The following is a 22,937-nucleotide window of genomic DNA, read 5'->3' as shown; positions in this document are numbered from 1 at the left end:
CAGTAAGATATGTATACGTTTTCTAATAGACTTAAAATGTTTGCCTTTGCTTCAATAGTGTTAGGAGTGCTATTGTGGGGTTGGGCATATGTTTCAGCTCCTGGATCGATTGATGATGTAAAAGTAATGCTTGCTGAAGAAGCTTCACATGGTGGAGGACACGGAGGGGGCAGCTTTGATGTTACTCAAGAGCATGGCGATAATAGTCATGGTGAAAAAGCAGGACATGGTGAAGCGGGACACGGTAATGCTGATGAACATGCTGAGCATGTATATCATCAATTAAAAAATAAGCCTTGGTCTGCATTATATGTGGCCGCATTCTTCTTTATGATGATACCTTTAGGGGTGTTGGCATTTTATGCAATACAACGTGCTGCGCAAGCAGGATGGTCTCCATTATTGTTTAGAGTAATGGAAGGGATTACAGGTTACCTGTTGCCAGGAACATTGATCGTATTATTACTACTGGTACTTTCAAGTGTAGGTATAAACCATATTTTTCATTGGATGGATCCAGAATTGATAAATCCTGAAAGTGATCATTATGATAAATTAATTGCAGGTAAATCTGGATTCTTAAATATACCCTTCTTTTTAATTCGTGCGGCGATATTCATTTTAGGATGGAACTTCTATCGTTGGATTTCTAGAAAACTTTCAGTAGCGCAAGATAATGCGAGTGACAATAGTAATTTCAAAAAGAACTTTAGATGGGCTGCCGGTTTCTTAGTATTTTTCATTTATACCGAATCAATGATGTCTTGGGACTGGATCATGTCATTCGACCCGCACTGGTTTAGTACTTTATTCGGTTGGTATGTATTTGCTAGTATGTTTGTGTCAGGTATTACGGTAATTGCTTTAGTAACGATATACTTAAAATCAAGAGGATATTTAGAACAGGTAAATGATAGCCACATTCATGATTTAGCAAAGTTTATGTTCGGAATTAGTATTTTCTGGACGTACCTTTGGTTTTCGCAATTCATGCTTATATGGTATTCAAACATACCGGAAGAGGTAACGTATTTTGTTACTAGAATCGAAGATTATAAATTACCATTCTTTGGTATGTTAGTAATGAACTTTATCTTCCCATTATTAATATTGATGAATAGTGATTACAAGCGTATGAACTGGTTTGTTATTATGGCAGGGTTGGTAATTTTAGCAGGTCATTATATTGATATATTTAATATGGTAATGCCAGCTACGGTAGGTGACCGTTGGTTCATTGGTGCAGGTGAAATAGGTGCAGTGTTATTGTTTTTAGGATTGTTCATTTTAGTAGTGTTTAACTCTATTGCTAAACATCCACTTATTGTAAAACGCAACCCGCTGCTTGAAGAAAGTAAACATTTTCACTATTAATAAAACTACCTTGCGGTTAATTCCAAAAGGAATATTGAGAAAAATAATTTTTGATTTCGGGCTAAACCCCGGATAATTTAAATCTCGATTATCGAGTAAAGAAAACAGGAAAGAAAAAGGATGACTAGTTTCTTAATTTTTATAGTATTGATTTTAGTGGCCATTTCTGTATGGCAAATCACTAAGATATTTGAATTATCTCAAGTTGGTGCTGATAACTCACAGATAGCTAATGATAAAGATAATAAGATAAATGGCTATTTAATGTTTGGCTTTTTAGTCTTCATTTATGTCATTACTATTATTTGTTTTGCTAAGTATGGGCATTTGCCTTTAATTGGTAATGCAGCTTCAGAACACGGAGCTGGTCTTGATACTTTGATGCAAATATCAATGGCTTTAATATTTGTAGTTCAAATTATCACGCAGGCATTACTATATTATTTTGCCTTTAAATACCGAGGTGAAAAAGGCAAGAAAGCATTATTCTACGCTGATAATGACCGGTTAGAGTTTATTTGGACTATTATTCCTGTAATTACCTTAGCTGGATTAATCTTGTATGGATTATTTACGTGGACGGAAATTATGGATGTCGATATAGAAGAAGACGATCCTTTGGTAGTAGAGTTATATGCTCAGCAGTTTAACTGGAAGGTTCGGTATGCAGGAGCTGATAATACATTAGGCTCAGCAAATGTTCGTTTCTTAAATGATTATGAAGGGAAGAATGTAACTGGTATCGATGATTCAGACCCAAGTGGAATGGATGATGTAGTTTCTACTACGGAGCTTCGTTTGCCTAAGGGTAGAAAGGTGTTATTCAAAATGCGTTCACAAGATGTCTTACACTCAGCTTATATGCCTCACTTTAGAGCACAAATGAACTGTGTTCCGGGTATGATTACTCAATTCTCATTTACGCCTAGTAAAACAACAGAGGAAATGAGAGCTACTGATAAAATATCAAAAAAGGTAGAAGACATTAACGAGATCAGAAGAGATAAGAATAAAGAAATTAGAGAATTTAACATAGGTAAAGCACCTGAAGATCAAAAATCAGAGCTGGATCCTTATACTTTTGATTACCTATTATTGTGTAATAAGATTTGTGGGACTTCTCATTATAATATGCAACTTAAAATAGTTGTTGAAGAAGAGGAAGATTTCAACAAGTGGTTGTCAGAACAGCAAACATTTGCACAGGTAATTCAGTAATTGCTAGAATAAAGAAAAAAGAAAATTTAAGACCTTAAGATTATGTCAGAACACGCAAACAATATGCACGATCATGATCACGACGATCACGGACATCATCACAAAGAAACATTTATAACTAAATACATTTTTAGTCAGGACCATAAGATGATTGCAAAGCAATATCTTATTACCGGTATCATCATGGGTGTTATTGGTATTGGTATGTCTTTATTAATGCGTTTACAATTAGCATATCCAGGAGAACCTAATGCTGTAATGTCATTTTTCCTAGGAAAATGGGCAGAAGGTGGTGTTATGGATCCAAATATCTATTTGGCGTTAGTGACCATTCATGGTACGATTATGGTATTTTTCGTACTAACGGCTGGGTTAAGTGGTACATTTAGTAACCTTCTAATTCCATTGCAAATAGGTGCACGCGATATGGCATCTGGTTTTCTTAACATGGTCTCATACTGGTTGTTCTTTACATCATCAGTAATCATGGTGTCGTCGTTCTTTGTGGCAAAAGGGCCTGCAGCAGCTGGTTGGACCATCTATCCTCCGCTTTCAGCGTTAGAAGAAGCGCAAGGAGGTTCGGGACTTGGTATGACCCTATGGCTGGTATCAATGGCGATATTTATTGCTTCATCGCTGTTGGGATCGCTGAATTATATTGTTACGGTATTGAACCTGCGTACAAAGGGAATGTCGATGACACGTTTGCCGCTCACCATTTGGGCGTTTTTTGTGACAGCGATTATTGGTGTGGTTTCATTCCCTGTATTATTATCAGCTGCGTTGTTGTTAATAATGGATAGAAGCTTCGGTACATCATTCTTCTTATCTGATATTTTCTTAAAAGGAGAAGTGTTGCACTACCAAGGAGGATCACCGGTATTATTTGAGCACCTATTCTGGTTCTTAGGGCATCCAGAAGTATATATCGTATTATTACCAGCACTAGGTATAACGTCAGAAATTATTTCTACCAACTCACGTAAACCAATTTTTGGATACCGCGCAATGGTAGCTTCTATATTGGCTATTGCATTTTTATCAACGATTGTTTGGGGTCACCATATGTTTATATCAGGGATGAACCCATTCTTAGGATCTGTATTTACGTTTACCACCCTATTAATTGCAATTCCATCAGCAGTAAAGGCTTTTAATTATATCACCACGCTCTGGAAGGGTAATCTTCAGATGAACCCCGGGATGTTGTTTTCTATTGGATTAGTATCGACGTTCATTACGGGTGGTTTAACAGGTATTATTCTTGGAGATTCTGCCTTAGACATTAATGTCCATGATACGTATTTCGTTGTGGCGCATTTCCATTTAGTAATGGGTATCTCGGCTTTATACGGGTTATTCGCCGGGGTATATCACTGGTTCCCTAAAATGTTTGGTCGTATGATGAACAAGAATATGGGGTACGTGCATTTCTGGACAACAGCGATTGCTGCGTATGGGGTATTCTTCCCGATGCACTTTATCGGTATGGCAGGCTTACCAAGACGTTATTATGAAAACACCGCTTTCCCGTTATTTGATGATTTGCAAGATGTAAATGTGATTATTACCATGTTCGCTTTGTTTGGTGGGTTGTTCCAATTGGTATTCCTATTCAATTTCTTCTATAGTATTTTCTATGGTAAAAGAACAGAGCAAAACCCATGGAGATCGAATACGTTAGAATGGACAGCACCTATTGAACATATGCACGGTAACTGGCCGGGCGAGATACCACATGTACACCGTTGGGCATATGATTATAGTAAACCGGGGCATGAAGAAGACTTTGTTCCTCAACATATACCGCTTAAAGACGGCGAAGAGGAATTACAACACTAGTATATTTTAAAACCTAATAGTAAGCAAGGGCTCTCAAGAAATTGGGAGCCTTTTTATTTTAGTATTGGGGTAATCTGCTCGCCATAGTAACCAAAATCGAAACCCAATTTCCCTTATATTTGTGTTATCGGCTATGAACGAGAATTTAGATCCAACAAACGAGCATTTTTCTCCTGAGGAAATGGATGTAGAGCGCAAATTGCGCCCATTGTCCTTTGATGATTTTACAGGCCAGGAAAATGTACTTGAAAACCTCCAGATATTTGTAAAAGCTGCTAACCTAAGAGGCGAAGCACTTGATCATACTTTATTGCATGGCCCTCCGGGTTTAGGTAAAACCACCTTGGCACATATCTTAGCAAATGAACTTGATGTCGATGTAAAAGTCACTTCTGGCCCGGTATTAGATAAACCAGGAGATCTTGCAGGTTTACTTACTAATTTAAGTGAGCGTGACGTATTGTTTATTGATGAGATTCATCGCTTAAGTCCCATAGTTGAGGAATATTTGTACTCTGCAATGGAGGACTATAAGATTGACATCATGATCGAAACAGGTCCCAATGCACGTACTGTACAAATTAATCTAAACCCGTTTACTTTAGTAGGAGCGACAACAAGATCTGGCTTACTGACCTCACCAATGCGTGCTCGGTTTGGTATTAGTAGCAGACTACAGTATTATAATACTGAGTTGCTTACAACCATCGTGCAACGAAGTGCTGGTATTCTAGATGTACCCATTAGCATGGAAGCGGCAATTGAAATTGCAGGCCGAAGTAGAGGTACGCCACGTATTGCTAACGCATTATTGCGCAGAGTGCGAGATTTTGCTCAAATAAAAGGCGATGGTAATATTGACATCAAAATTGCCAAATTCGCCCTAGAAGCGCTTAATGTCGATGCACATGGGCTGGATGAAATGGATAATAAAATTCTATCTACCATTATCGATAAGTTTAAAGGGGGTCCTGTGGGAATTACCACACTAGCAACTGCAGTTTCTGAAAGCGGTGAAACGATTGAAGAGGTGTATGAGCCTTTTTTAATTCAACAAGGATTCATCGTCCGTACTCCAAGAGGTCGAGAAGTTACAGAGGCTGCCTACAAGCATTTGGGTAGAATAAAAGGAGGCACCCAAGGCGGATTATTTTAGATATATCATATGTTCATGAAGTCGATGTAATCGGCATCATAAAAAAAATATCGAGATCATATAACCTTATAGAAGTTTAGATGCTTTTTTAAAGCGGTTTTCCTGTAGTTAGTCCGTATCTTTATTTTAGGAAAAAGTCGTACTCAAAATCGCATAAATGGACCATAAAAAACTCCCTAAAGTCCCATTTTACAAAGTTGTTTTAAAGACCAAGCAGATTCTTAATAATCCATTGCCATTTCATCGTGAGAATTTCGCAAAGTTTGGTGATTCATTCATGGTTGATTTACCTAGAAAGGGTGATGTTATCTTTACAAGAGATGCTGCTTTTGTACAATACATGCTACAAAAGAACCATCGTAATTATGGTAAATCTAGATTACAAACAGAAGAGCTTGCTAAATATTTGGGGAAAGGGCTTCTAACAATTAATAAAGATCATTGGTTGCGACAGCGCCGTTTAATACAACCCGCTTTTCATAAAAAGAAGATTGAAGGTCTTCTGGCGATTATCAACAAAACCATAGAAGAACAGCTAGCAGAGATTACCATAGAAAAACCAATAGAAGCATGGGACTTAATGGGTGATTTGGCATTTAATGTAGTAGCAAGGTCACTATTTAGTTATTATGATAAAAAAGGAAAGGTGGCCAGAATAAAGCATATAACAGATTCTAATCAGGAAATGTTAGTTAAAGAGCTGCGACAACCATTCAAAAAGTGGTGGTTTCATTTGAAAGGGGATTTTAGAAGAGCAAGTAAAAATACAAAAGAGGTTCGCGCTATTTTGGAAGAAATGATCGAAACCAGAAGAACTTCTGAAACTGAATATGACGATCTTTTAGATATGTTATTACAGGCTGAATATGAAGATGGGAGTCATATGAGTAATGAGCAGCTTATTGATGAAATTCTGGTATTATTTACAGCTGGACATGAAACCACCGCCAACGCACTGAGCTTTGCCCTGCTGTTGTTAGCAAAACATCCTGAAATTCAGGAGCAAGTATGGACTGAAATCAATGCTTTAGCATCTGGAATAGATCATATGGAAATCATAAAACGATTACCATATACCAAACAGTGTTTAGAAGAAACCATGAGGTTATATCCTCCTGCTTATTTTACCGACCGCATTAATTTTGAAGCTGATGAATTTAACGGTTTAAAGATTAGAAAAGGGTCTGAAATTTTGATTTCATTTTACGAAATACATCGAGCTCCCGAATTTTGGGATGAGCCAGAACAGTTCAACCCAGATCGTTTTCTTCCTGAGAATAAAAAGAGTCGAAGTGGTTATTACTTTCCGTTCGGAGCAGGACCTCGATTATGTATTGGTAATGGGTTTGCTATCTACGAAATGGTTCTTGTACTAAAACACATTATTGAACAGTATGAAATTAGTACTTCACTTTCATCTATCGAGATTAAGCCAATGATTACTTTAAAACCTGAACAATCTACTTTGACGTTCAAAAAGCGTTAATAGTCTATTTTATAAGTTATTGAACGATAAGCCCTTAATTTAATTAGGGAGAACCGTAAGAATATTGTTTTATTGTTGTAGGAAAAGATCATGCAACTTTTTAGAGATACAAAATATTACAAAGAGGCCATTCAGGTACTTAATTTTTCATTTGGTACTTTCTACTTATGTGACGGTTTTGTGGTAGGGGAAATTAAAGAAGGAACTATTTTTAGCTGGGACATGCATGCGAAGTTATTGGTTGAGGAGATAAGTGATTTGTATGATTGTAATGGAAAAAACATCACCTATATTTCTAACCGTGTTGAACAGTATTCAATAAAACCCGCCGACTGGATTAAATTCTACAATAGTGGTTTTAGCCTTAAAGGTTATGCAGTGGTGAATACCCGTCCAAAAGGGATTAAGAAAGCAATTTTTGAAAAGTTGTTTATGAAGAGCCGCTTAAGAACCTTTACCAATCTTAGTACAGCTATTCAATGGGCTAAGCGAAAATCGGGAGCTAACGTTGATGCCGCTTAATTCCCAATTAAATCTTTAACTCCTCAAACAAAGCGACTAACTCGGTACTAGATGGTCTAGGAGCATCCGCATTGACGATTTTTCCTTCAGGGTCGATCAAAATGAAACGTGGAATCGCATCGATGCTATACGCGGTTATGAATTCCGATTGAAACGCATTATCGGCATATAATTGTATACCGCCAAGATCTTTGTCCACTACCATTTGTTTCCAAGTGTCATAGGCATTTTTACGATCGACCGAAATACTTACAAAAGCAATATCTTTATTATGATATAGACTTTCCATCTTTTTAAGTGAAGGGATTTCCGCAATACAAGGCTGACACCAGGTTGCCCAAACATCGATATACACATATTTTCCTTTTAAATCTGCGAGCGAGGTTTTTCCGCCTTTGTGATTTTCATAGTTAAATGTCGGCGAAGTTCTACCTTTTGCTAAAGCAGTTAATCTTTCGTACTTTTCCTTATATTCCTCTTTATACGCCTGATTGGAGGTGTTTTCCATAAACATGGCATACATTTCATCTAAATCTGATGACGGACTCAACATTGCAAAAGCCAAAAGATGTAAATACTCATTCTTTACATAACCCTTAGGGATATCGTTAGCTACCTTCATGAAAGCAGCATTATAATTCCCTCCATTTGTTTCTGCTATATTGCCCATTTTTTCAGATAGTCTAAGGGCTACAAGATTTCTGTAACTTGAAAAGTTTTTATAGTTATGGTCGTTGTAAAGATCTAAAGTGTCAAGTTCTTCGGAGAAATTATTGGGTAAATGAAGTGTATCTCCCTTTACAAAATAGTTATGTGCAGTTGGGTATTCTTGTAATGAAGAAAGATAAGAAAATCTTATATTTTGCGTTTCTACAGTCTTAAAATCTGTACTTACATTCTTCGATTCCAGTAAAGCAATTTTGTCTTCTGTAATTTTTGAGATTTTATCTTTAAAAGCAGTTGGGTTTAATGAATAATGTGCCATCTCTTCTCCGATAGATTTTTCATTAAGCATGTATTTTTCTGCAAGAAAATTATTTCTCTCTGATCCATCCCCGGTATATGCTATCGATTCATCAAATAGATTAAGGTTAATTGTTAGATTAATGTTATCTCCCTTGTCAAAATATATTTCTGATCGTTCCTGGCCAATAAAGAATTCATAATACCCTTTGACTGTAATATGTAATGTGTCAGCAAAAGTGTTATTGGCGTTTAAGGGAATTTTCTTTTCAAAATTAGGACCACTTACAATGACTTCTTTCGCCACGCCCCCTGTTACTTGCCCTGAAAATAATGCATATTCAACAGTCTCTTTTTTTGAACAACTGATAAGTAACATCAAGGAAAAAGCGAATAGCACTATTCTTTTCATAAAACTAAGTTTTCTTTATTATCGTAAGGTAGTTATAAAATTGAAAAGCGACCTACTTTATTAAAAGTACATCGCTTTTCGTGACCAACTAACAAATTTGGTTTGAAATTTCTCGTTTCAGCTATATAGTTTAATGTTATAAACCAAAAACGGGAACTTATTTTAGAATAGCATTCTCATCAGAAAAACGCTTATAACTTAAGTAAATGGCTCCTATCGAGAATAGTAATAAAGACAGTAAAATAACTACATATTGTAGTCCATCCATTGTTCCTGCGGTAATTTCTTTAACAGCAAGACCAATGTTTAATACTGGTACAAAAACAGTTGCCCAAGTAAGTTCTATACCTGGTAATAATGCCAGAACCAGCGGAATTAAAATAACCATAATAATAGGGGCCGCTTTGCTTTGCGCCTCTTTGAACGAGGTGGCACCAACGATAAGTGATATCAAAAAGGCCGCTAAGAAAATAGAAAATGGGACTAACAACAGTAGAATCATACTTAGAGACTCAAACGTAACTAATTCACTAATAAAGCTATCAAATGCAGGAGGGATATCAATAAATTGAAGTCCAACTACAAGTCCTATTACATTAAAAACAGCAGGCAGTAAACCTAATAATGCTGCTACTATGGTCTTGCCAATCAACACATTAAATTTCGATATTGGTTGTGATAAGGTCGTTTCAATGGTTTTACGTTCTTTTTCACCGGTAACCAAATCAATTGCAGCAAGCAAACAACCACCCCACATACCGAGTATAAAGATATAAGGTATGAATCCGCCAATGGCTTTTCCTATTGCCTCTTTTTTCTCACCAACCTCTACATAACTTCTTTTAACCGGAGTCAGTTTTTCCATTGGTATTTGAAGGGTGGCAATACGGTTATTTTTAATACTTTCGGTATAGGCGGTAACCACTCTGCCTACCCGGGTATTTACGTTGCGTTTCGCCTCGTTGCGGTATATTTTAATTTCGCCTGTGCGTAAACTGTCCATTTGTGTATTCCAATCTTCAGGAAAAACCAAAACGGTTTGCACATCACCATCATTAATTAATTTTTTAAAATCAGCTTCTTCCGTAAAGGTGGTAATCTTATTTAAGGTATCGTTTTTTACCAGTTGATTAAAATCATCTGGGGCATTTAAAAGACCAATTTTAATAGTTTTTGCGGCATCTTTCTTATTTACAAACTCCATCACTTGTGTTGCAACTATAATGAGTATGGGAGTTATAAGTACCGGAAGTAAAATTGAGTTAATAACCGTTTTCTTGTCGCGCAATAACTCAGTAAGTTCTTTTTTTATGATTAAAATGATATCGTTCATGATTATGAGTTTTTAACGCGATTAATAAATTCTTGTGTTAGGGTATTGGCCTTCATTTCTTTTTTGAAAGTATCGAAGGAATCATTAAAAATGATCGAACCTTTATTAATAATGGCTAAGTCGTCGCAAAGCAAATCGACTTCACTCATAATATGTGATGAAAAAATCACCGTCTTGTTGTTTTCTTTTGACTCTCTAATCAGGTCGATAATACTATCGGCTGTAATAACATCGAGTCCGCTAGTTGGTTCGTCAAAAATGAGTACCTCGGGATCGTGAAGCAAGGTTCTGGCAATAGAAACTTTTTGTTTCATACCGGTGCTCATTTGGCCAATTCGTTTTTTTCGAAACTCGTTGATACCTAGTTTTTCAAATAAATATTCCTTTCGTTCTTTAGCGGCATTCTTTTCTAACTTATACACCTTACCAAAAAAGTCTAGGGTCTCATCGGCGTTCAATCGCTCATATAGTCCGGTCGAACCTGTCAAAAAACCGATTCTACTCTTTACTGCATCACTACTTTTACCTAGGTCAATACCGTCAACGACCGCAGTTCCTGAGGTTGGATTAATAATTCCGGCAATCATTCTAAGCGTTGTAGTTTTTCCTGCTCCGTTGGGGCCAAGTAGCGAAAAGATTCTGCCTGGTTTACATTCAAAAGAAACGTCATTTACTGCATTTACAGTTGTGGTTTCGGTTTTAAATCCTTTTTTGACTTTAGAGGTAAAGGATTTTGTCAAATTTTGAACTTGTATCATGTTAGTTTAGTTTGTTCATGAAGGTTAGTGTAAGAAAAGTAGTTTTTGTTACATTTATTATGAAAATTTAATTTGATGTAAATGTGATCCTTAGTGTTATACGTTGCAGTACCTAATGCAGATAGATTCAAAAACCAAATATACCAACTTAATAAAACAAGAAGCCAAACGCTTAGGGTTCTTGTCCTGTGGTATAAGTAAAGCAGCATTTTTAGAAGAAGAAGCACCACGGCTTGAAAAATGGCTCAATCAAAACATGCATGGTGAAATGAGTTATATGGAAAACCATTTCGACAAGCGGCTAGATCCTACTAAGCTGGTTGATGATGCAAAAAGTGTGGTGTCTGTGTTACTGAATTATTATCCGGAAAAAATACAAGGCGAGGACTCTTATAAAATAAGCAAGTACGCTTACGGTCAGGATTATCATCATGTTATCAAGTCGAAATTAAGGAAATTACATGAATTTATTCATGAAGAGATAGGTGCAGTAAACGGGCGCGCTTTTGTCGATTCAGCCCCAGTTTTAGACAAAGCATGGGCTGTAAAAAGCGGACTTGGTTGGATGGGAAAACATAGTAATGTACTAACCCAAAAAATGGGTTCTTTCTATTTTATAGCTGAATTAATTATTGATTTAGAACTGGATTATGATCACAAGGTAACGGATCACTGTGGTACGTGCACAGCGTGTATTGATGCTTGCCCAACGCAAGCAATTGTTGAACCATATGTTGTTGATGGCAGTAAGTGTATCTCTTATTTTACCATCGAACTTAAGAATGAAATTCCGAATTCAGTAAAAGGTCAATTCGATGATTGGATGTTTGGTTGTGATGTTTGTCAAGATGTTTGCCCATGGAATCGGTTTTCTAAATCACATAATGAACCCTTGTTCGATCCGCATCCCGAGTTGTTGTCGATGACCAAAAAAGATTGGGAAGAAATTACCGAAGATGTTTTTAGAAAGGTATTCAAAAAGTCAGCAGTAAAACGAACTAAGTTTAAGGGATTAACCAGAAATATTCAATTTTTGAAGGAGTGACTTTTGCGCTCTTACTTTAAGCTTTATTCGAAGAATTTCTGGCAATAAGTTTAGTGGGTAATTGCACTAAATGATGCTCTATAGGATCTTTTTTCTTTTTAGCATTTATTTCATCAACTAGAATGCCAAGCGCTTCTTTTCCCATTCTGGTTCCCGGTTGATCGACCGTAGATAATGAAGGGGTTAATAAAGACGATATGGGCCAGTTGCTAAACCCAATAATGGCAATTTGCTCGGGAACTTTAATACCATTCTTATTAAAATACGACATGGCCCCAGCAGCAACAAGATCCGTAATACAAAAAATACCGTCTACATCAGGATGATCTTTGATAACTTGCTGTGCATAGTCAAAACCTTCTTGAGACGAAATACGATTACATATAAATACTAAAGATTGGTCATAGGCTATATTGTGATCTTCCAAAGCACGCTTATATCCTAGAAATCGATCGATGGATCCTTGAGGATTCAAAGGTCCTCTAAAGTGCGCTATTTTTTTGCAACCTGCTTTGATGAGGTGTTCGGTAGCTTCATAGGCCGCTTTTTGGTCGTCAATAATCACTTTACTGCAATTGACCATTTTAGAAATCTTATCAAATAGCACAAGAGGGGTGCCGTTGTTAATAATTTTTCTGATAGCATCCAGTGAATCAGTTTCATTCGATAATGACATTAAGATACCATCGACTCGTTTGTTTAGTAAAAGATCGATCTGTTTTGTTTCAAGATCAAAAGATTCGTTTGATTGAAGGATGATAACTAGATAACCGTGTTTTTCGGCTTCTAAGATGATCCCATTAATGATGTTGGCAAAAAAGTGATGTGCAATTTCAGGAATAATTAACCCAATTGTGCGCGATTCTTGGTTACGTAAACTCAATGCCATAGCGTTGGGCTGATAATCTAATTCAGCAGCAAGTTCACGAACCTTTTTCTTGGTTTCCTCACTTACATCCTTATAATCTTTTAAGGCTTTCGAAACTGTAGTGACAGAAATCCCTAAAATATCCGCTATTTCTTTTAATGTAACCTGTGCCATTGTGGCGACTAAATAAGACTATTTATATACAAATAGCAAATACTTGTACCAAAAATATTGTGTAAAACAACTATTTGTTAAGAGCTTCCCAAAACGTTTTCGTAAGCTATATGTATAGTATTTAAAAGATGATATTTCATTTACAGGGATAAAAATGTATATTCGGCAAATTCAAACCTAATTATTTATATATTTCTTAAAAATGATAAAGATATCTTAGGTTTCTTCTATGAAATTAGGTCATTTTTATTAAATAGTTGCTCTTGAGGCACTTGTCTTAAAAGCATCAAAACTCAACTAGCAAATGGAAGGATTATCTACCATCGATTTAGTGGTAATTGCATTTTACCTAATCGGTATTGTTATCTATGGAATTTCAAAATCAAAAAGAGACAGTTCTGAAGACTATTTTTTAGGGGGTCGTACTATGACGTGGCCCATTGTGGGGATTGCATTGTTCTCTGCCAATATTTCTAGCTCTACATTGGTAGGATTAGCTTCCGATGGTTTTCAAACCAATATAAATGTCTTTAACTATGAATGGTTTGCAGTGGTAATTCTGATATTCTTTTCTATTTTCTTTTTACCATTTTATTTAAAATCTAAGGTGTATACAATGCCTGAGTTTTTAGAGCGCCGCTATGACCGTAGATCAAGGTATTATTTTTCATTCGTAACCATAATTGGTAATGTAATGGTCGATACAGCAGCAAGTCTGTATGTGGGTAGTATTGTTTTAAAGCTACTTTTTCCTGAAACAAGTTCAACGGTAATTATTATTGGTCTTGCAATTGCGGCAGCAGCCTACACCATTCCTGGAGGATTGAACTCAGTAATTCAAACCGAGGTCATTCAAGCAGTACTTTTAATAATAGGCTCATGTTTACTCACCTATTTTGCTTTTCAAGAACTCGGAGGAGGTTGGGAAGCCATGATGGATAAATTAAACGTTATGCTAGATAATGGCGATGTTAACTTTAAAGATCGCGCTGCAAATGGTAAGTATATTCCAGCTAATTCTGATGAGGTATTTAGTCTGGTACGACCAATAAATGATGAGTTTATGCCTTGGTGGGGGCTACTTACCGGTGTGCCTTTACTAGGGTTTTATTTCTGGGCAAATAATCAGTTTATGGTACAGCGTGTATTAGGAGCAAAAGATTTGAACCACGGTCGTTGGGGTGCATTGTTTGCAGGACTGCTGAAACTTCCTGTGATTTTTATTATGATTGTTCCTGGTGTTTTAGCTCTTATTCTCTTTAATACATTAGATATTTCTAATTTGAATTATCCATTACCGAATGGCGAAATGTGTGCTAATCTAGCCGATTGTCCCAATTTGACATATCCAGTTTTATTGTTCCAATTGTTACCTACAGGAATTCTAGGATTGGTGGTAGCTGGCTTACTGGCTGCAATGATGTCGTCGGTTTCGGCAACGTTCAATTCAGCTTCTACTCTTATTACAATGGATTTTGTAAAGCAACTACGCCCAGAAATGACTAGCAAGCAGCTGGTAAGAGCTGGACAAATAGCAACTTTAGTACTGGTAATTTTGGCATCACTTTGGGTGCCATTTATTGAAAAAGTAAGTGATTCGCTTTGGGGGTACTTGCAAGCTGTAATTGCATTTACGTGCCCACCGGTGGTGTCGGCCTTCTTATTGGGAATGTTCTGGAAAAGAGCAACTTCATCAGGAGCTTTTATTAGCCTTTTAATTGGTGGCGCTATTGCACTATTTATGGTTTTATCTATGGTGTTTGAAATTTCACCAGAATTAAACGAACTTCACTTTTTAATGAAAGCAAATATTTTATTTGTTATAAGTGTTTTTGTACATGTAGTGATTAGTCTGGCTACAAAGGCGCCAGATATGAGTCAAATAGCTGATTATACATATAAGAAGAGTTTATTCACAGAAGAAACCGAAGAGCTTAAATCACTACCTTGGTATAAAAATTATCGAATACTGTCAATTATCTTGCTAATTCTAACGGCCCTGTTGGTAGGATGGTTCTGGTAGCAGGAACATAAATTATGAAAAAGAGCGAAATGCACAGTCTTTGAAGGGTTATGCAATTCGCTCTTTCTTTTTAAACTGTACTTTATGAAAAATATCGGTGTTAAACTATCCTTATTTCTTAACTATTTTGTTTTTGCAATACTATTGAACAGTGTTGGAATTGTTATTCTGAAGTCACTTAATAACTATGGTGTTGCAGAAGATACGGCCAGTATTTTAGAGGCCTTTAAGGATCTTCCTATAGCGATTGTCTCTTTTGTAGTTGCGTCGTTCTTACCGAGACTAGGTTATAAAAAAGCGATGCTAATTGCTTTGGCTCTTGTGACTGTAGGGTGTATTACTATGTATTTTGGTAATTCTTTTGATACTGCAAAAGTATTGTTTGCCACTGTGGGAGCATCCTTTGCATTAATAAAAGTGTCAGTTTATTCGGTAATAGGACTTGTAACTAACGGAACAAAAGAACACAATTCTTTAATGAGCTCTGTTGAAGGGGTTTTCATGTTCGGAATAGCATTAGCATATTATTTGTTTCCGGCATTTAACACCGAAGGAAAACCGGATGCCTGGTTAAACGTTTATTGGTTACTTGCGGCAATGACTACTGTTTCATTTTTGATTTTGCTTTTTACAAAATTTGAAAATCCACCGAAACCAGCAGGAAGCAATGTCAAAGAAGATTTTATAGAAATGTTCAAATTGCTTAGTAAATTACTAATTATAGTATTTGTTATTAGTGCATTTCTTTTTGTGATGATCGAACAGGGAATCATGACGTGGTTGCCTACCTTTAATGAAAGAGTTTTGGGGTTGACAGAAAACTTGGCAATCATGATGGCAAGTATTCTTGCAATTTCATTGGGAATTGGAAGATTGTTAGCCGGAGCACTAACTCGTAAAATAAATTGGATTTATGTACTATCTGCATGTACTATTATTGCAATGCTATTAGTGGTTTTTGTTTTACCAAGACTTCTAAGTTTAGAAGTTCAGGAAATAAGTAGCCTTGCAGATATTCCGTTTCTTGGTTTTGCCTTTCCTATTATTGGATTATTTATCGCTCCTATATATCCACTTTTGAATTCAGTAGTGTTATCGGCTTTGCCCAAAAATGTTCATAGTCCGATGACTGGATTAATTGTAATATTTTCAGCACTTGGTGGAACTTTAGGTAGCAGAATAATCGGTTACTTATTTAAAGAAGTTGGGGCTCAAAAAGCTTTTTATTTTACCTTGATACCAATGACTGTTCTTCTCATTTGTTACTTTATTCTAAAAAGATTGACCAATGAAAAAAGTATTCAAGCTTAACATCCAGAATACCCTTTCAAAACTTCTCTTACAAGAAGATACCGATGGTGATAAAAAAATAACCAAGGAAGATAAAGGCCCTAAAGCTTTTACAATTCTAGATGAAAATGGGAATTCTTACGAAGTAATAGGAACGTATTTCTTATCTAATTTAATGCAAGAATTAGTCATTCAGGAAAGAGAAGGAAAACAGGAAGCAATCATTCCTTTATCACATATTGAAGAGGCGCCTAGCGATAGAATATCTCGAATGATCAAAGATTATTTCTGGGATGATTTAACAAGAACAATTGATAAAGAAGGATTGGCGAGAATAGTAGGTGATGAGAAGTCAGCGGACCAAACACAAAGAGTATATGTCCCTACGACTGATGAAAAAGCGATTTCGTACTATCAACAACTTCAACAAGAAAGTGTTCAGCTTGAAGTGGTAATACTACCAAAAGATATTACTGCTGAATATGTGCAATCTATCAATTCAAAACCAGGAATCCTTTCATTAAAGTTAGTTGGTGAAAAAGGAGTCCCTTTTGTAGTGCCAGGCGGACGTTTTAATGAAATGTATGGCTGGGATTCATATTTTGAAGGTGTTGGTTTGTTATTAGACAACAGAATAGATCTTGCAAAAGCAATGGTAGATAATTTCTGTTATCAAATAACACATTATGGTAAGATTTTAAACGCCAATCGTACCTATTACCTTACTAGAACACAGCCTCCCTTTTTAAGTTCTTACATCCGAGAAGTTTACGAAGCTGATTCTTCTAAAGACAAAACATGGTTAGCTGAAACCCTGTCGGTTGCTATTAAAGAATACGAAACAGTCTGGATGGTTGAAGGAAAGCGTCTTTGCGATAACGGACTCAATAGGTATTTAGCGGAAGGAATTGGAATTCCTCCGGAAACCGAAGCAGGGCATTTTGATGAGGTTTTAAGTGAGTTTGCTGCAAAATACAAGCTTACTGTAGCAGAGTTTGAAAAACAATATGCAGAAAGAAGATTGATAGACAAAGATCTTGACGAATACTTTGTGCACGATCGAAGTGTACGTGAAAATGGTCATGATACAACTTGGCGTTTAGATAATGTATGTGCCGATCTAAATACCGTCGATTTAAACGCGCTATTATATAAATATGAAGTTGATTTTGCCCACTTAATAACTTCTTACTTTAACGGAGAATTCGAAGGTAAAACAACTGAGTACTGGAATTCGCAAGCATCAAAAAGAAAATCATTGATGAATAAGTTTCTTTGGGATGAGGACGATGGAGTTTACTATGACTATAACTTTAAGACTAAAGAACGAACCGGTTTCGAGTCAGCTTCCAATTATTTTCCGTTATGGTCCGGATTATGTGATGATCATCAGGCGGCGGTAATGGTAAGGAATTTATTGTTCAATCTAAAAGAAAAAGGGGGCGTTGCGGGTACGTCAAAAAAAATGGCAAGTACTATTGCTGCTGGAAAGCATCAGCGTCAATGGGATTATCCTAATGGTTGGGCTCCTCATCAGATGCTAATCTGGAAAGGGTTAATGCAGTATAGTTATCATAAAGAAATGCAAGAACTTATTTATCGTTGGCTCTGGATGATTACTAGAAATGCAGTCGATTATAATGGTACAATTCCAGAGAAGTATGACGTGGTTAACTGTACTCACAAGGTATATGCCGAATACGGTAATGTTGGAACTGATTTTGAATACATAACTACCAGTGGTTTTGGGTGGATGAACGCTTCATATCAATGCGGTTTGTCATTATTGTCAGATGATTTAAAAAAGCATTTAGACAGTTTAAAAGATCCGGATAAACTGTTTTAGAATTGCTTAAAATCCATTGAAATATCAATTATCTTTAAAACTTAAATCGACCCACTAAGACCGGTAGTTAATGAATTCCTATCAATACGCGATACAGCTTTTACATGATGTTTCTACCGATAAAGGATTCTTGGCAAGCGCCAACGATATTAGTAATTATCGCAGAATTTGGGCACGTGACGGCGTTATCTGTGGGCTAGCAGCGTTGTTAGATGGTGATAAAAAATTGGTTGCTACTTGCAAAGCAACGCTTCAAACATTGGCCGATCATCAGCACTATCTTGGTAATATTCCATCTAACGTATTTTATGACGAACCGAAAACAATATTAAGTTTTGGTGGACTCGCTGGTCGCGTAGATACCATTCCTTGGTTCATTATCGGTTTGTGTAATTATGCTCATTTTACTGGAGATATTGATTTTGCAAAGGCACATTTAGAACATATTAATCGAGGCTTGAACTTGATGGAAGCATGGGAGTTTAATCATAACCATTTAATGTATGTGCCTAGATCTGGTAACTGGGCCGATGAATATATTACTGAAGGGTATATTTTGTATGACCAATTATTAAGGTTGTGGGCACTTCGATGTTTTGATAAACTTTTTCCGAATGAAGTAATACATCGTAAGGCAAATAGAATTCAGCAAAAAGTAACAGAAAATTACCGTAAACATAAGATTAAAAATGATCCTTATCATCCAAAGGCATTTTCCAGAATGAGAAAGAAAGATTATTGGGTGGCTTCATTTAATCCTTCCGGATACCAAAAACAATACGATGCTTTTGCCAATTCACTAGCCTTATTTTTAGATATTGATTCCGAAGGCTTCGAAAATGAATTGATAGCGTATTCTGAAACGTTAAGAAAATCGCTAGCCTTAAAATTATTACCTGCTTTTTGGCCTCCTATTAAAGAAGGTGATATTGAATGGAGTATGCTTGAGAATAATAGGAAGTACGAGTTTAGAAATGTCCCTTATGAGTTTCATAATGGGGGTACCTGGCAAATGGTTAACGGTTTTTATGGTTTAGGGTTGCTAGTACACAATAAAGTAAATGAAGCAAAAGACGTCTTGACCCAGATCGATCTTTTAAATGAAAAAGAAAGCTGGAGTTTCTATGAAAACTTTAATACAGAAACATCAGAGCCTACCGGAGTACCGCACTGCGCGTGGAGTGCTGCCGGGGCTGTTATTCTAGGCCAATCACTTCAAGGTAAAAAACTATTATCCTAACCAAAAAACTATTGCATTCTTAATGAATACTAAAATAGAGATACTGTGTGTTGGCGAAACCCTTATCGATTATATCGGTCATCAAACCGCGCCTAGTTTAGCTGAGACCAAAGACTATCATCGATATTTAGGAGGATCGCCTACTAATGTAGCAATGAATATGGCTAGACTCGGTGTGGGTACCTGTTTAGTTGCTAGCGTTGGTAACGATGGCTTTGGCAAATATGTGTTAGAGAAATTGAATCAGGCCAGGATAAATACCAATTACATTAAAGCGCTAGAAGATGTGCCGACTACGGTAATTTTTGTTTCCAGAACAACCGAAACACCTGATTTTATAGCCTATCGCCAAGCCGATGCCATGATTGGTCCCGATCAGTTGCCAGATGAGTTATTATCACACATAAAAGTGTTTCACACCACCTGTTTTGCACTTAGTAAACAACCTGCCCAACATACTATTCTCGATGCCGCCAAACGAGCATCTAGGGTAGGAGTGAAATTGAGCATCGATATTAATTATTCTGAAAAAATATGGCCTGATCGTCAGAATGCAATTCAGTGTATCAAAGAATACTGCGCATTGAATCCGTTAGTAAAAATTAGCGAAGATGATATGCAACGGTTATTTAAAAAGAAACTAAATCATACAGAGATCTTTGAATTTTTTCATGAATTGGGAGTTGAAATCGTTTGTTTAACATTGGGCAGTAAAGGGGTGAAAGCATCGCATAATAATACGATTATAAGTCTACCAGCAATTAAGATTGAAAAAATAATGGACGCTACCGGGGCCGGAGATGCATTCTGGTCCGGTTTTTTATTTGCTTATATTAAGAAAAATCCACTTGAGCATTGTTTAAAAACTGCCCTGAGGTTAGCAGCTTTAAAGCTTCAGAATGTAGGTAGGCTTCCCGAAAATGTCGATGTTTTATCCGAATTATTGAAGATAGAATAAAGGCTGACTATTGTAATTAGATTATTTTTGAATGATCTAAGATATCAAATTAGTTAACTTTGTTAACTATATCAAATTCCTATATGAGAGAAAAGTCAAAAAAGCAGCAAGCACTCGATTATCACGAATTTCCTAAGCCTGGGAAAATTAAAGTTATACCTACCAAAAGCTATTCCAGCCAACGCGACCTTAGCCTAGCCTATTCACCTGGTGTAGCTGAGCCTTGTTTGGCAATCGAAAAAAAGAAATCTGATGTATATCGATATACTAATAAAGGAAATCTAGTAGCCGTAATTTCTAATGGTACTGCTGTTTTGGGCTTGGGAGATATCGGTCCTGAGGCTTCAAAGCCGGTCATGGAAGGAAAGGGCTTACTCTTTAAAATTTTTGCTGATATAGACGTGTTTGATATTGAAGTTGATGCTAAGGATGTGGATACTTTTATTGAAACCGTAAAAAATATTGCACCCACTTTTGGTGGGATTAATCTTGAAGATATTAAGGCGCCTGAAGCCTTTGAAATCGAACAGCGTCTAAAAGAGGAATTAGATATTCCAGTCATGCATGATGATCAGCATGGTACCGCTATTATTTCTGCAGCTGCTTTATTAAATGCGGTAGAAATTGCGGGTAAGAAAATGGAAGATATCAAGATTGTAGTCAGCGGTGCTGGTGCCGCGGCGGTTTCTTGTACACGTTTGTATAAAGCGTTCGGTGCAAAGACAGAAAACATTGTTATGACCGATAGCAAAGGGATCATTAGAAAAGATCGCGACAATCTTACTTCTCAGAAAGCAGAGTTTGCTACCGATAGAGATCTCCATACCCTTGAAGATGCATTTGTTGATGCCGATGTTTTTATAGGGCTATCCATGGGTAATATTGTAAACCCGGCTATGCTTAAAAGTATGGCTTCGAATCCTATTGTATTTGCGATGGCAAATCCTGATCCTGAAATTGCATATGATTTAGCGTGCAAAACGCGAGATGATATTATTATGGCCACAGGTAGATCAGATCATCCTAATCAGGTAAATAATGTATTAGGGTTTCCATTTATTTTTAGAGGGGCGCTCGACGTACGTGCTACCAAAATAAATGAAGCGATGAAAATGGCAGCAGTAAAGGCCCTCGCTTCTTTGGCTAAAGATCCCGTTCCGGAGCAAGTGAACATTGCTTACGGCGAGACAAAACTTGCTTTTGGCAAAGATTACATAATTCCAAAACCGTTTGATCCCAGACTTATCACCAAGATTCCACCTGCAGTGGCTAAAGCTGCGATGGAGTCAGGTGTGGCTACTGAAGAAATTACCAACTGGGCGGCCTATGAAGATGAATTATATGAGCGATTAGGTTCTGATAACAAAATATTACGACTACTCATCGATAGAGCTAAGCGCGATCCGAAACGTGTAGTTTTTGCAGAAGCCGATCATTTAGATGTTCTAAAAGCAGCTCAAATTGTATATGAAGAAGGAGTTGCAATTCCTATTTTATTGGGTAGAAAAGATGTAATTGAAGAGTTGAAACAAGAGATCGGTTTTGATGCTGATGTAGAGATTATTGATCCTAAAACAGATGAGTTCAATCCGCAGAAAAATAAGTACGCTCAAGTATATTTTGAAGAGCGAAAGCGTCGTGGTGTGACCTTGTATGACGCACAAAAAAAGCTAAGGGAACGTAACTACTTTGCGGCTATGATGGTAAATGAAGGAGATGCCGACGGCTTGATTACAGGTTATTCAAGGAGTTATCCTGCTACATTAAAACCAATGCTAGAACTTATAGGAACTTATCCGGGTACAGATAGAGTTGCGACTTGTAACCTGATGCTTACTGAAAGAGGGCCGATGTTTTTGGCAGATACTTCAATTAATATTGACCCGACCACCAGAGACTTGGTAAAAATTGCTCGAATGACTGCTCACATGGTGAAAATGTTTGGGGTAGAAGCAAATATTGCGATGTTATCGTATTCCAATTTTGGCTCGTCAAGTCATGAAAAGGCTGAGAAAGTGAGGCAAGCGGTTCATATTTTACATAAACGATTCGATTATATTCAGGTCGACGGGGCTCTTCAATCTGACTTTGCACTAGATCCTGAATTGCGAAAAAGTAATTTCCCGTTCTCAAAGTTGAATGGTAAAAAGGTCAATACCTTAATTTTCCCAAATTTGGATGCAGCCAACATCACCTATAAACTGATGAAACAGTTGAATAATACTCAATCAGTTGGGCCGATTATGCTGGGGATGCGTAAACCGGTTCATATATTACAATTAGGTGCTAGCGTAGAGGAAATCGTGAATATGACCGCCGTAGCAGTCGTTGATGCCCAAGAGAAAGAAAAAAGAGAGCGCCAAAACATGAATGCGTAGGTTAAAAAGCGTTTCAGTACCATCTTTTTCGCATTTATACCGCTAGAAATG

At 36.8% G+C, this 22,937-nt stretch carries 17 protein-coding genes; 13 read left to right on the top strand and 4 right to left on the bottom strand.

Annotated features, from left to right (window positions below):
- The first annotated feature begins 9 nt into the window (after nucleotides 1-9).
- The 6 genes from ABN763_RS12830 to ABN763_RS12805 all read left to right on the top strand — a co-directional run bounded on the left by ABN763_RS12830 (nucleotide 10) and on the right by ABN763_RS12805 (nucleotide 7,598).
- Nucleotides 10-1,374, top strand: a complete 1,365-nt coding sequence (locus ABN763_RS12830; RefSeq protein ID WP_410485880.1) for a quinol:cytochrome C oxidoreductase — start codon at nucleotides 10-12, stop codon at nucleotides 1,372-1,374.
- A gap of 120 nt (nucleotides 1,375-1,494) precedes the next feature.
- The gene (locus tag ABN763_RS12825) at nucleotides 1,495-2,592 is read left to right on the top strand and encodes a cytochrome c oxidase subunit II (RefSeq protein ID WP_410485879.1); all 1,098 of its coding nucleotides are present in this window, start codon (nucleotides 1,495-1,497) and stop codon (nucleotides 2,590-2,592) included.
- Nucleotides 2,593-2,634: 42 nt separating this feature from the next.
- Nucleotides 2,635-4,434: a cbb3-type cytochrome c oxidase subunit I gene (locus tag ABN763_RS12820; RefSeq protein ID WP_410485878.1), complete on the top strand. Its 1,800-nt coding sequence runs from the start codon at nucleotides 2,635-2,637 to the stop codon at nucleotides 4,432-4,434.
- A 133-nt stretch (nucleotides 4,435-4,567) separates the two neighbouring features.
- Nucleotides 4,568-5,590, top strand: coding sequence for a Holliday junction branch migration DNA helicase RuvB (gene ruvB / locus ABN763_RS12815; RefSeq protein ID WP_410485877.1), 1,023 nt, complete (start codon nucleotides 4,568-4,570; stop codon nucleotides 5,588-5,590).
- A gap of 157 nt (nucleotides 5,591-5,747) precedes the next feature.
- Nucleotides 5,748-7,076 carry a cytochrome P450 gene (locus ABN763_RS12810; RefSeq protein WP_410485876.1) on the top strand — a complete coding sequence of 443 codons (1,329 nt, stop codon included), beginning with the start codon at nucleotides 5,748-5,750 and terminating at the stop codon, nucleotides 7,074-7,076.
- Nucleotides 7,077-7,166: 90 nt separating this feature from the next.
- On the top strand, nucleotides 7,167-7,598 hold the full coding sequence (locus ABN763_RS12805; protein ID WP_410485875.1) for a hypothetical protein: 432 nt from the start codon (nucleotides 7,167-7,169) through the stop codon (nucleotides 7,596-7,598).
- A 7-nt stretch (nucleotides 7,599-7,605) separates the two neighbouring features.
- Here the strand turns inward: ABN763_RS12805 and ABN763_RS12800 are convergent, their stop codons facing one another.
- From ABN763_RS12800 to ABN763_RS12790, 3 genes are all read right to left on the bottom strand, one after another.
- On the bottom strand, nucleotides 7,606-8,973 hold the full coding sequence (locus ABN763_RS12800; RefSeq protein WP_410485874.1) for a TlpA family protein disulfide reductase: 1,368 nt from the start codon (nucleotides 8,971-8,973) through the stop codon (nucleotides 7,606-7,608).
- 157 nt (nucleotides 8,974-9,130) lie between these two features.
- On the bottom strand, nucleotides 9,131-10,306 hold the full coding sequence (locus ABN763_RS12795) for an ABC transporter permease (protein WP_410485873.1): 1,176 nt from the start codon (nucleotides 10,304-10,306) through the stop codon (nucleotides 9,131-9,133).
- Between the two features lie 2 nt (nucleotides 10,307-10,308).
- Nucleotides 10,309-11,064, bottom strand: coding sequence for an ABC transporter ATP-binding protein (locus ABN763_RS12790; RefSeq protein WP_410485872.1), 756 nt, complete (start codon nucleotides 11,062-11,064; stop codon nucleotides 10,309-10,311).
- A gap of 115 nt (nucleotides 11,065-11,179) precedes the next feature.
- On the opposite strand from ABN763_RS12790, the gene queG reads away from it, so the two are divergent.
- Nucleotides 11,180-12,109: a tRNA epoxyqueuosine(34) reductase QueG gene (gene queG, locus ABN763_RS12785; RefSeq protein WP_410485871.1), complete on the top strand. Its 930-nt coding sequence runs from the start codon at nucleotides 11,180-11,182 to the stop codon at nucleotides 12,107-12,109.
- A 16-nt stretch (nucleotides 12,110-12,125) separates the two neighbouring features.
- On the opposite strand, the gene ABN763_RS12780 is transcribed toward queG, so the two are convergent.
- Entirely contained in the window at nucleotides 12,126-13,151 is a 1,026-nt protein-coding gene (locus ABN763_RS12780) for a LacI family DNA-binding transcriptional regulator (RefSeq protein ID WP_410485870.1), read from the bottom strand.
- 304 nt (nucleotides 13,152-13,455) lie between these two features.
- On the opposite strand from ABN763_RS12780, the gene ABN763_RS12775 reads away from it, so the two are divergent.
- From ABN763_RS12775 to ABN763_RS12750, 6 genes are all read left to right on the top strand, one after another.
- Nucleotides 13,456-15,174: a sodium:solute symporter gene (locus ABN763_RS12775; protein WP_410485869.1), complete on the top strand. Its 1,719-nt coding sequence runs from the start codon at nucleotides 13,456-13,458 to the stop codon at nucleotides 15,172-15,174.
- A gap of 84 nt (nucleotides 15,175-15,258) precedes the next feature.
- Nucleotides 15,259-16,485, top strand: a complete 1,227-nt coding sequence (locus ABN763_RS12770; protein ID WP_410485868.1) for an MFS transporter — start codon at nucleotides 15,259-15,261, stop codon at nucleotides 16,483-16,485.
- Nucleotides 16,463-18,310 (top strand): trehalase family glycosidase, encoded by a 1,848-nt coding sequence (locus tag ABN763_RS12765; RefSeq protein WP_410485867.1) that lies wholly within the window; start codon nucleotides 16,463-16,465, stop codon nucleotides 18,308-18,310. The genes ABN763_RS12770 and ABN763_RS12765 overlap by 23 nt, the downstream gene beginning before the upstream one ends.
- Nucleotides 18,311-18,380: 70 nt before the next feature.
- Nucleotides 18,381-19,550 carry a fructofuranosidase/invertase gene (locus ABN763_RS12760; RefSeq protein WP_410485866.1) on the top strand — a complete coding sequence of 390 codons (1,170 nt, stop codon included), beginning with the start codon at nucleotides 18,381-18,383 and terminating at the stop codon, nucleotides 19,548-19,550.
- A 22-nt stretch (nucleotides 19,551-19,572) separates the two neighbouring features.
- Nucleotides 19,573-20,508, top strand: a complete 936-nt coding sequence (locus tag ABN763_RS12755) for a carbohydrate kinase family protein (protein WP_410485865.1) — start codon at nucleotides 19,573-19,575, stop codon at nucleotides 20,506-20,508.
- 83 nt (nucleotides 20,509-20,591) lie between these two features.
- A complete protein-coding gene (locus ABN763_RS12750) occupies nucleotides 20,592-22,886 on the top strand; it encodes an NADP-dependent malic enzyme (protein WP_410485864.1) in 2,295 nt (764 codons plus the stop codon).
- The last annotated feature ends 51 nt before the right edge of the window (nucleotides 22,887-22,937 follow it).

It is taken from the genome of Spongiivirga sp. MCCC 1A20706 (assembly GCF_046524175.1).
Classification (GTDB): Bacteria; Bacteroidota; Bacteroidia; order Flavobacteriales; family Flavobacteriaceae; genus Spongiivirga.
Note: the sequence above shows the minus strand (reverse complement) of the source record. Positions and strands in the feature narration are given on the sequence as shown.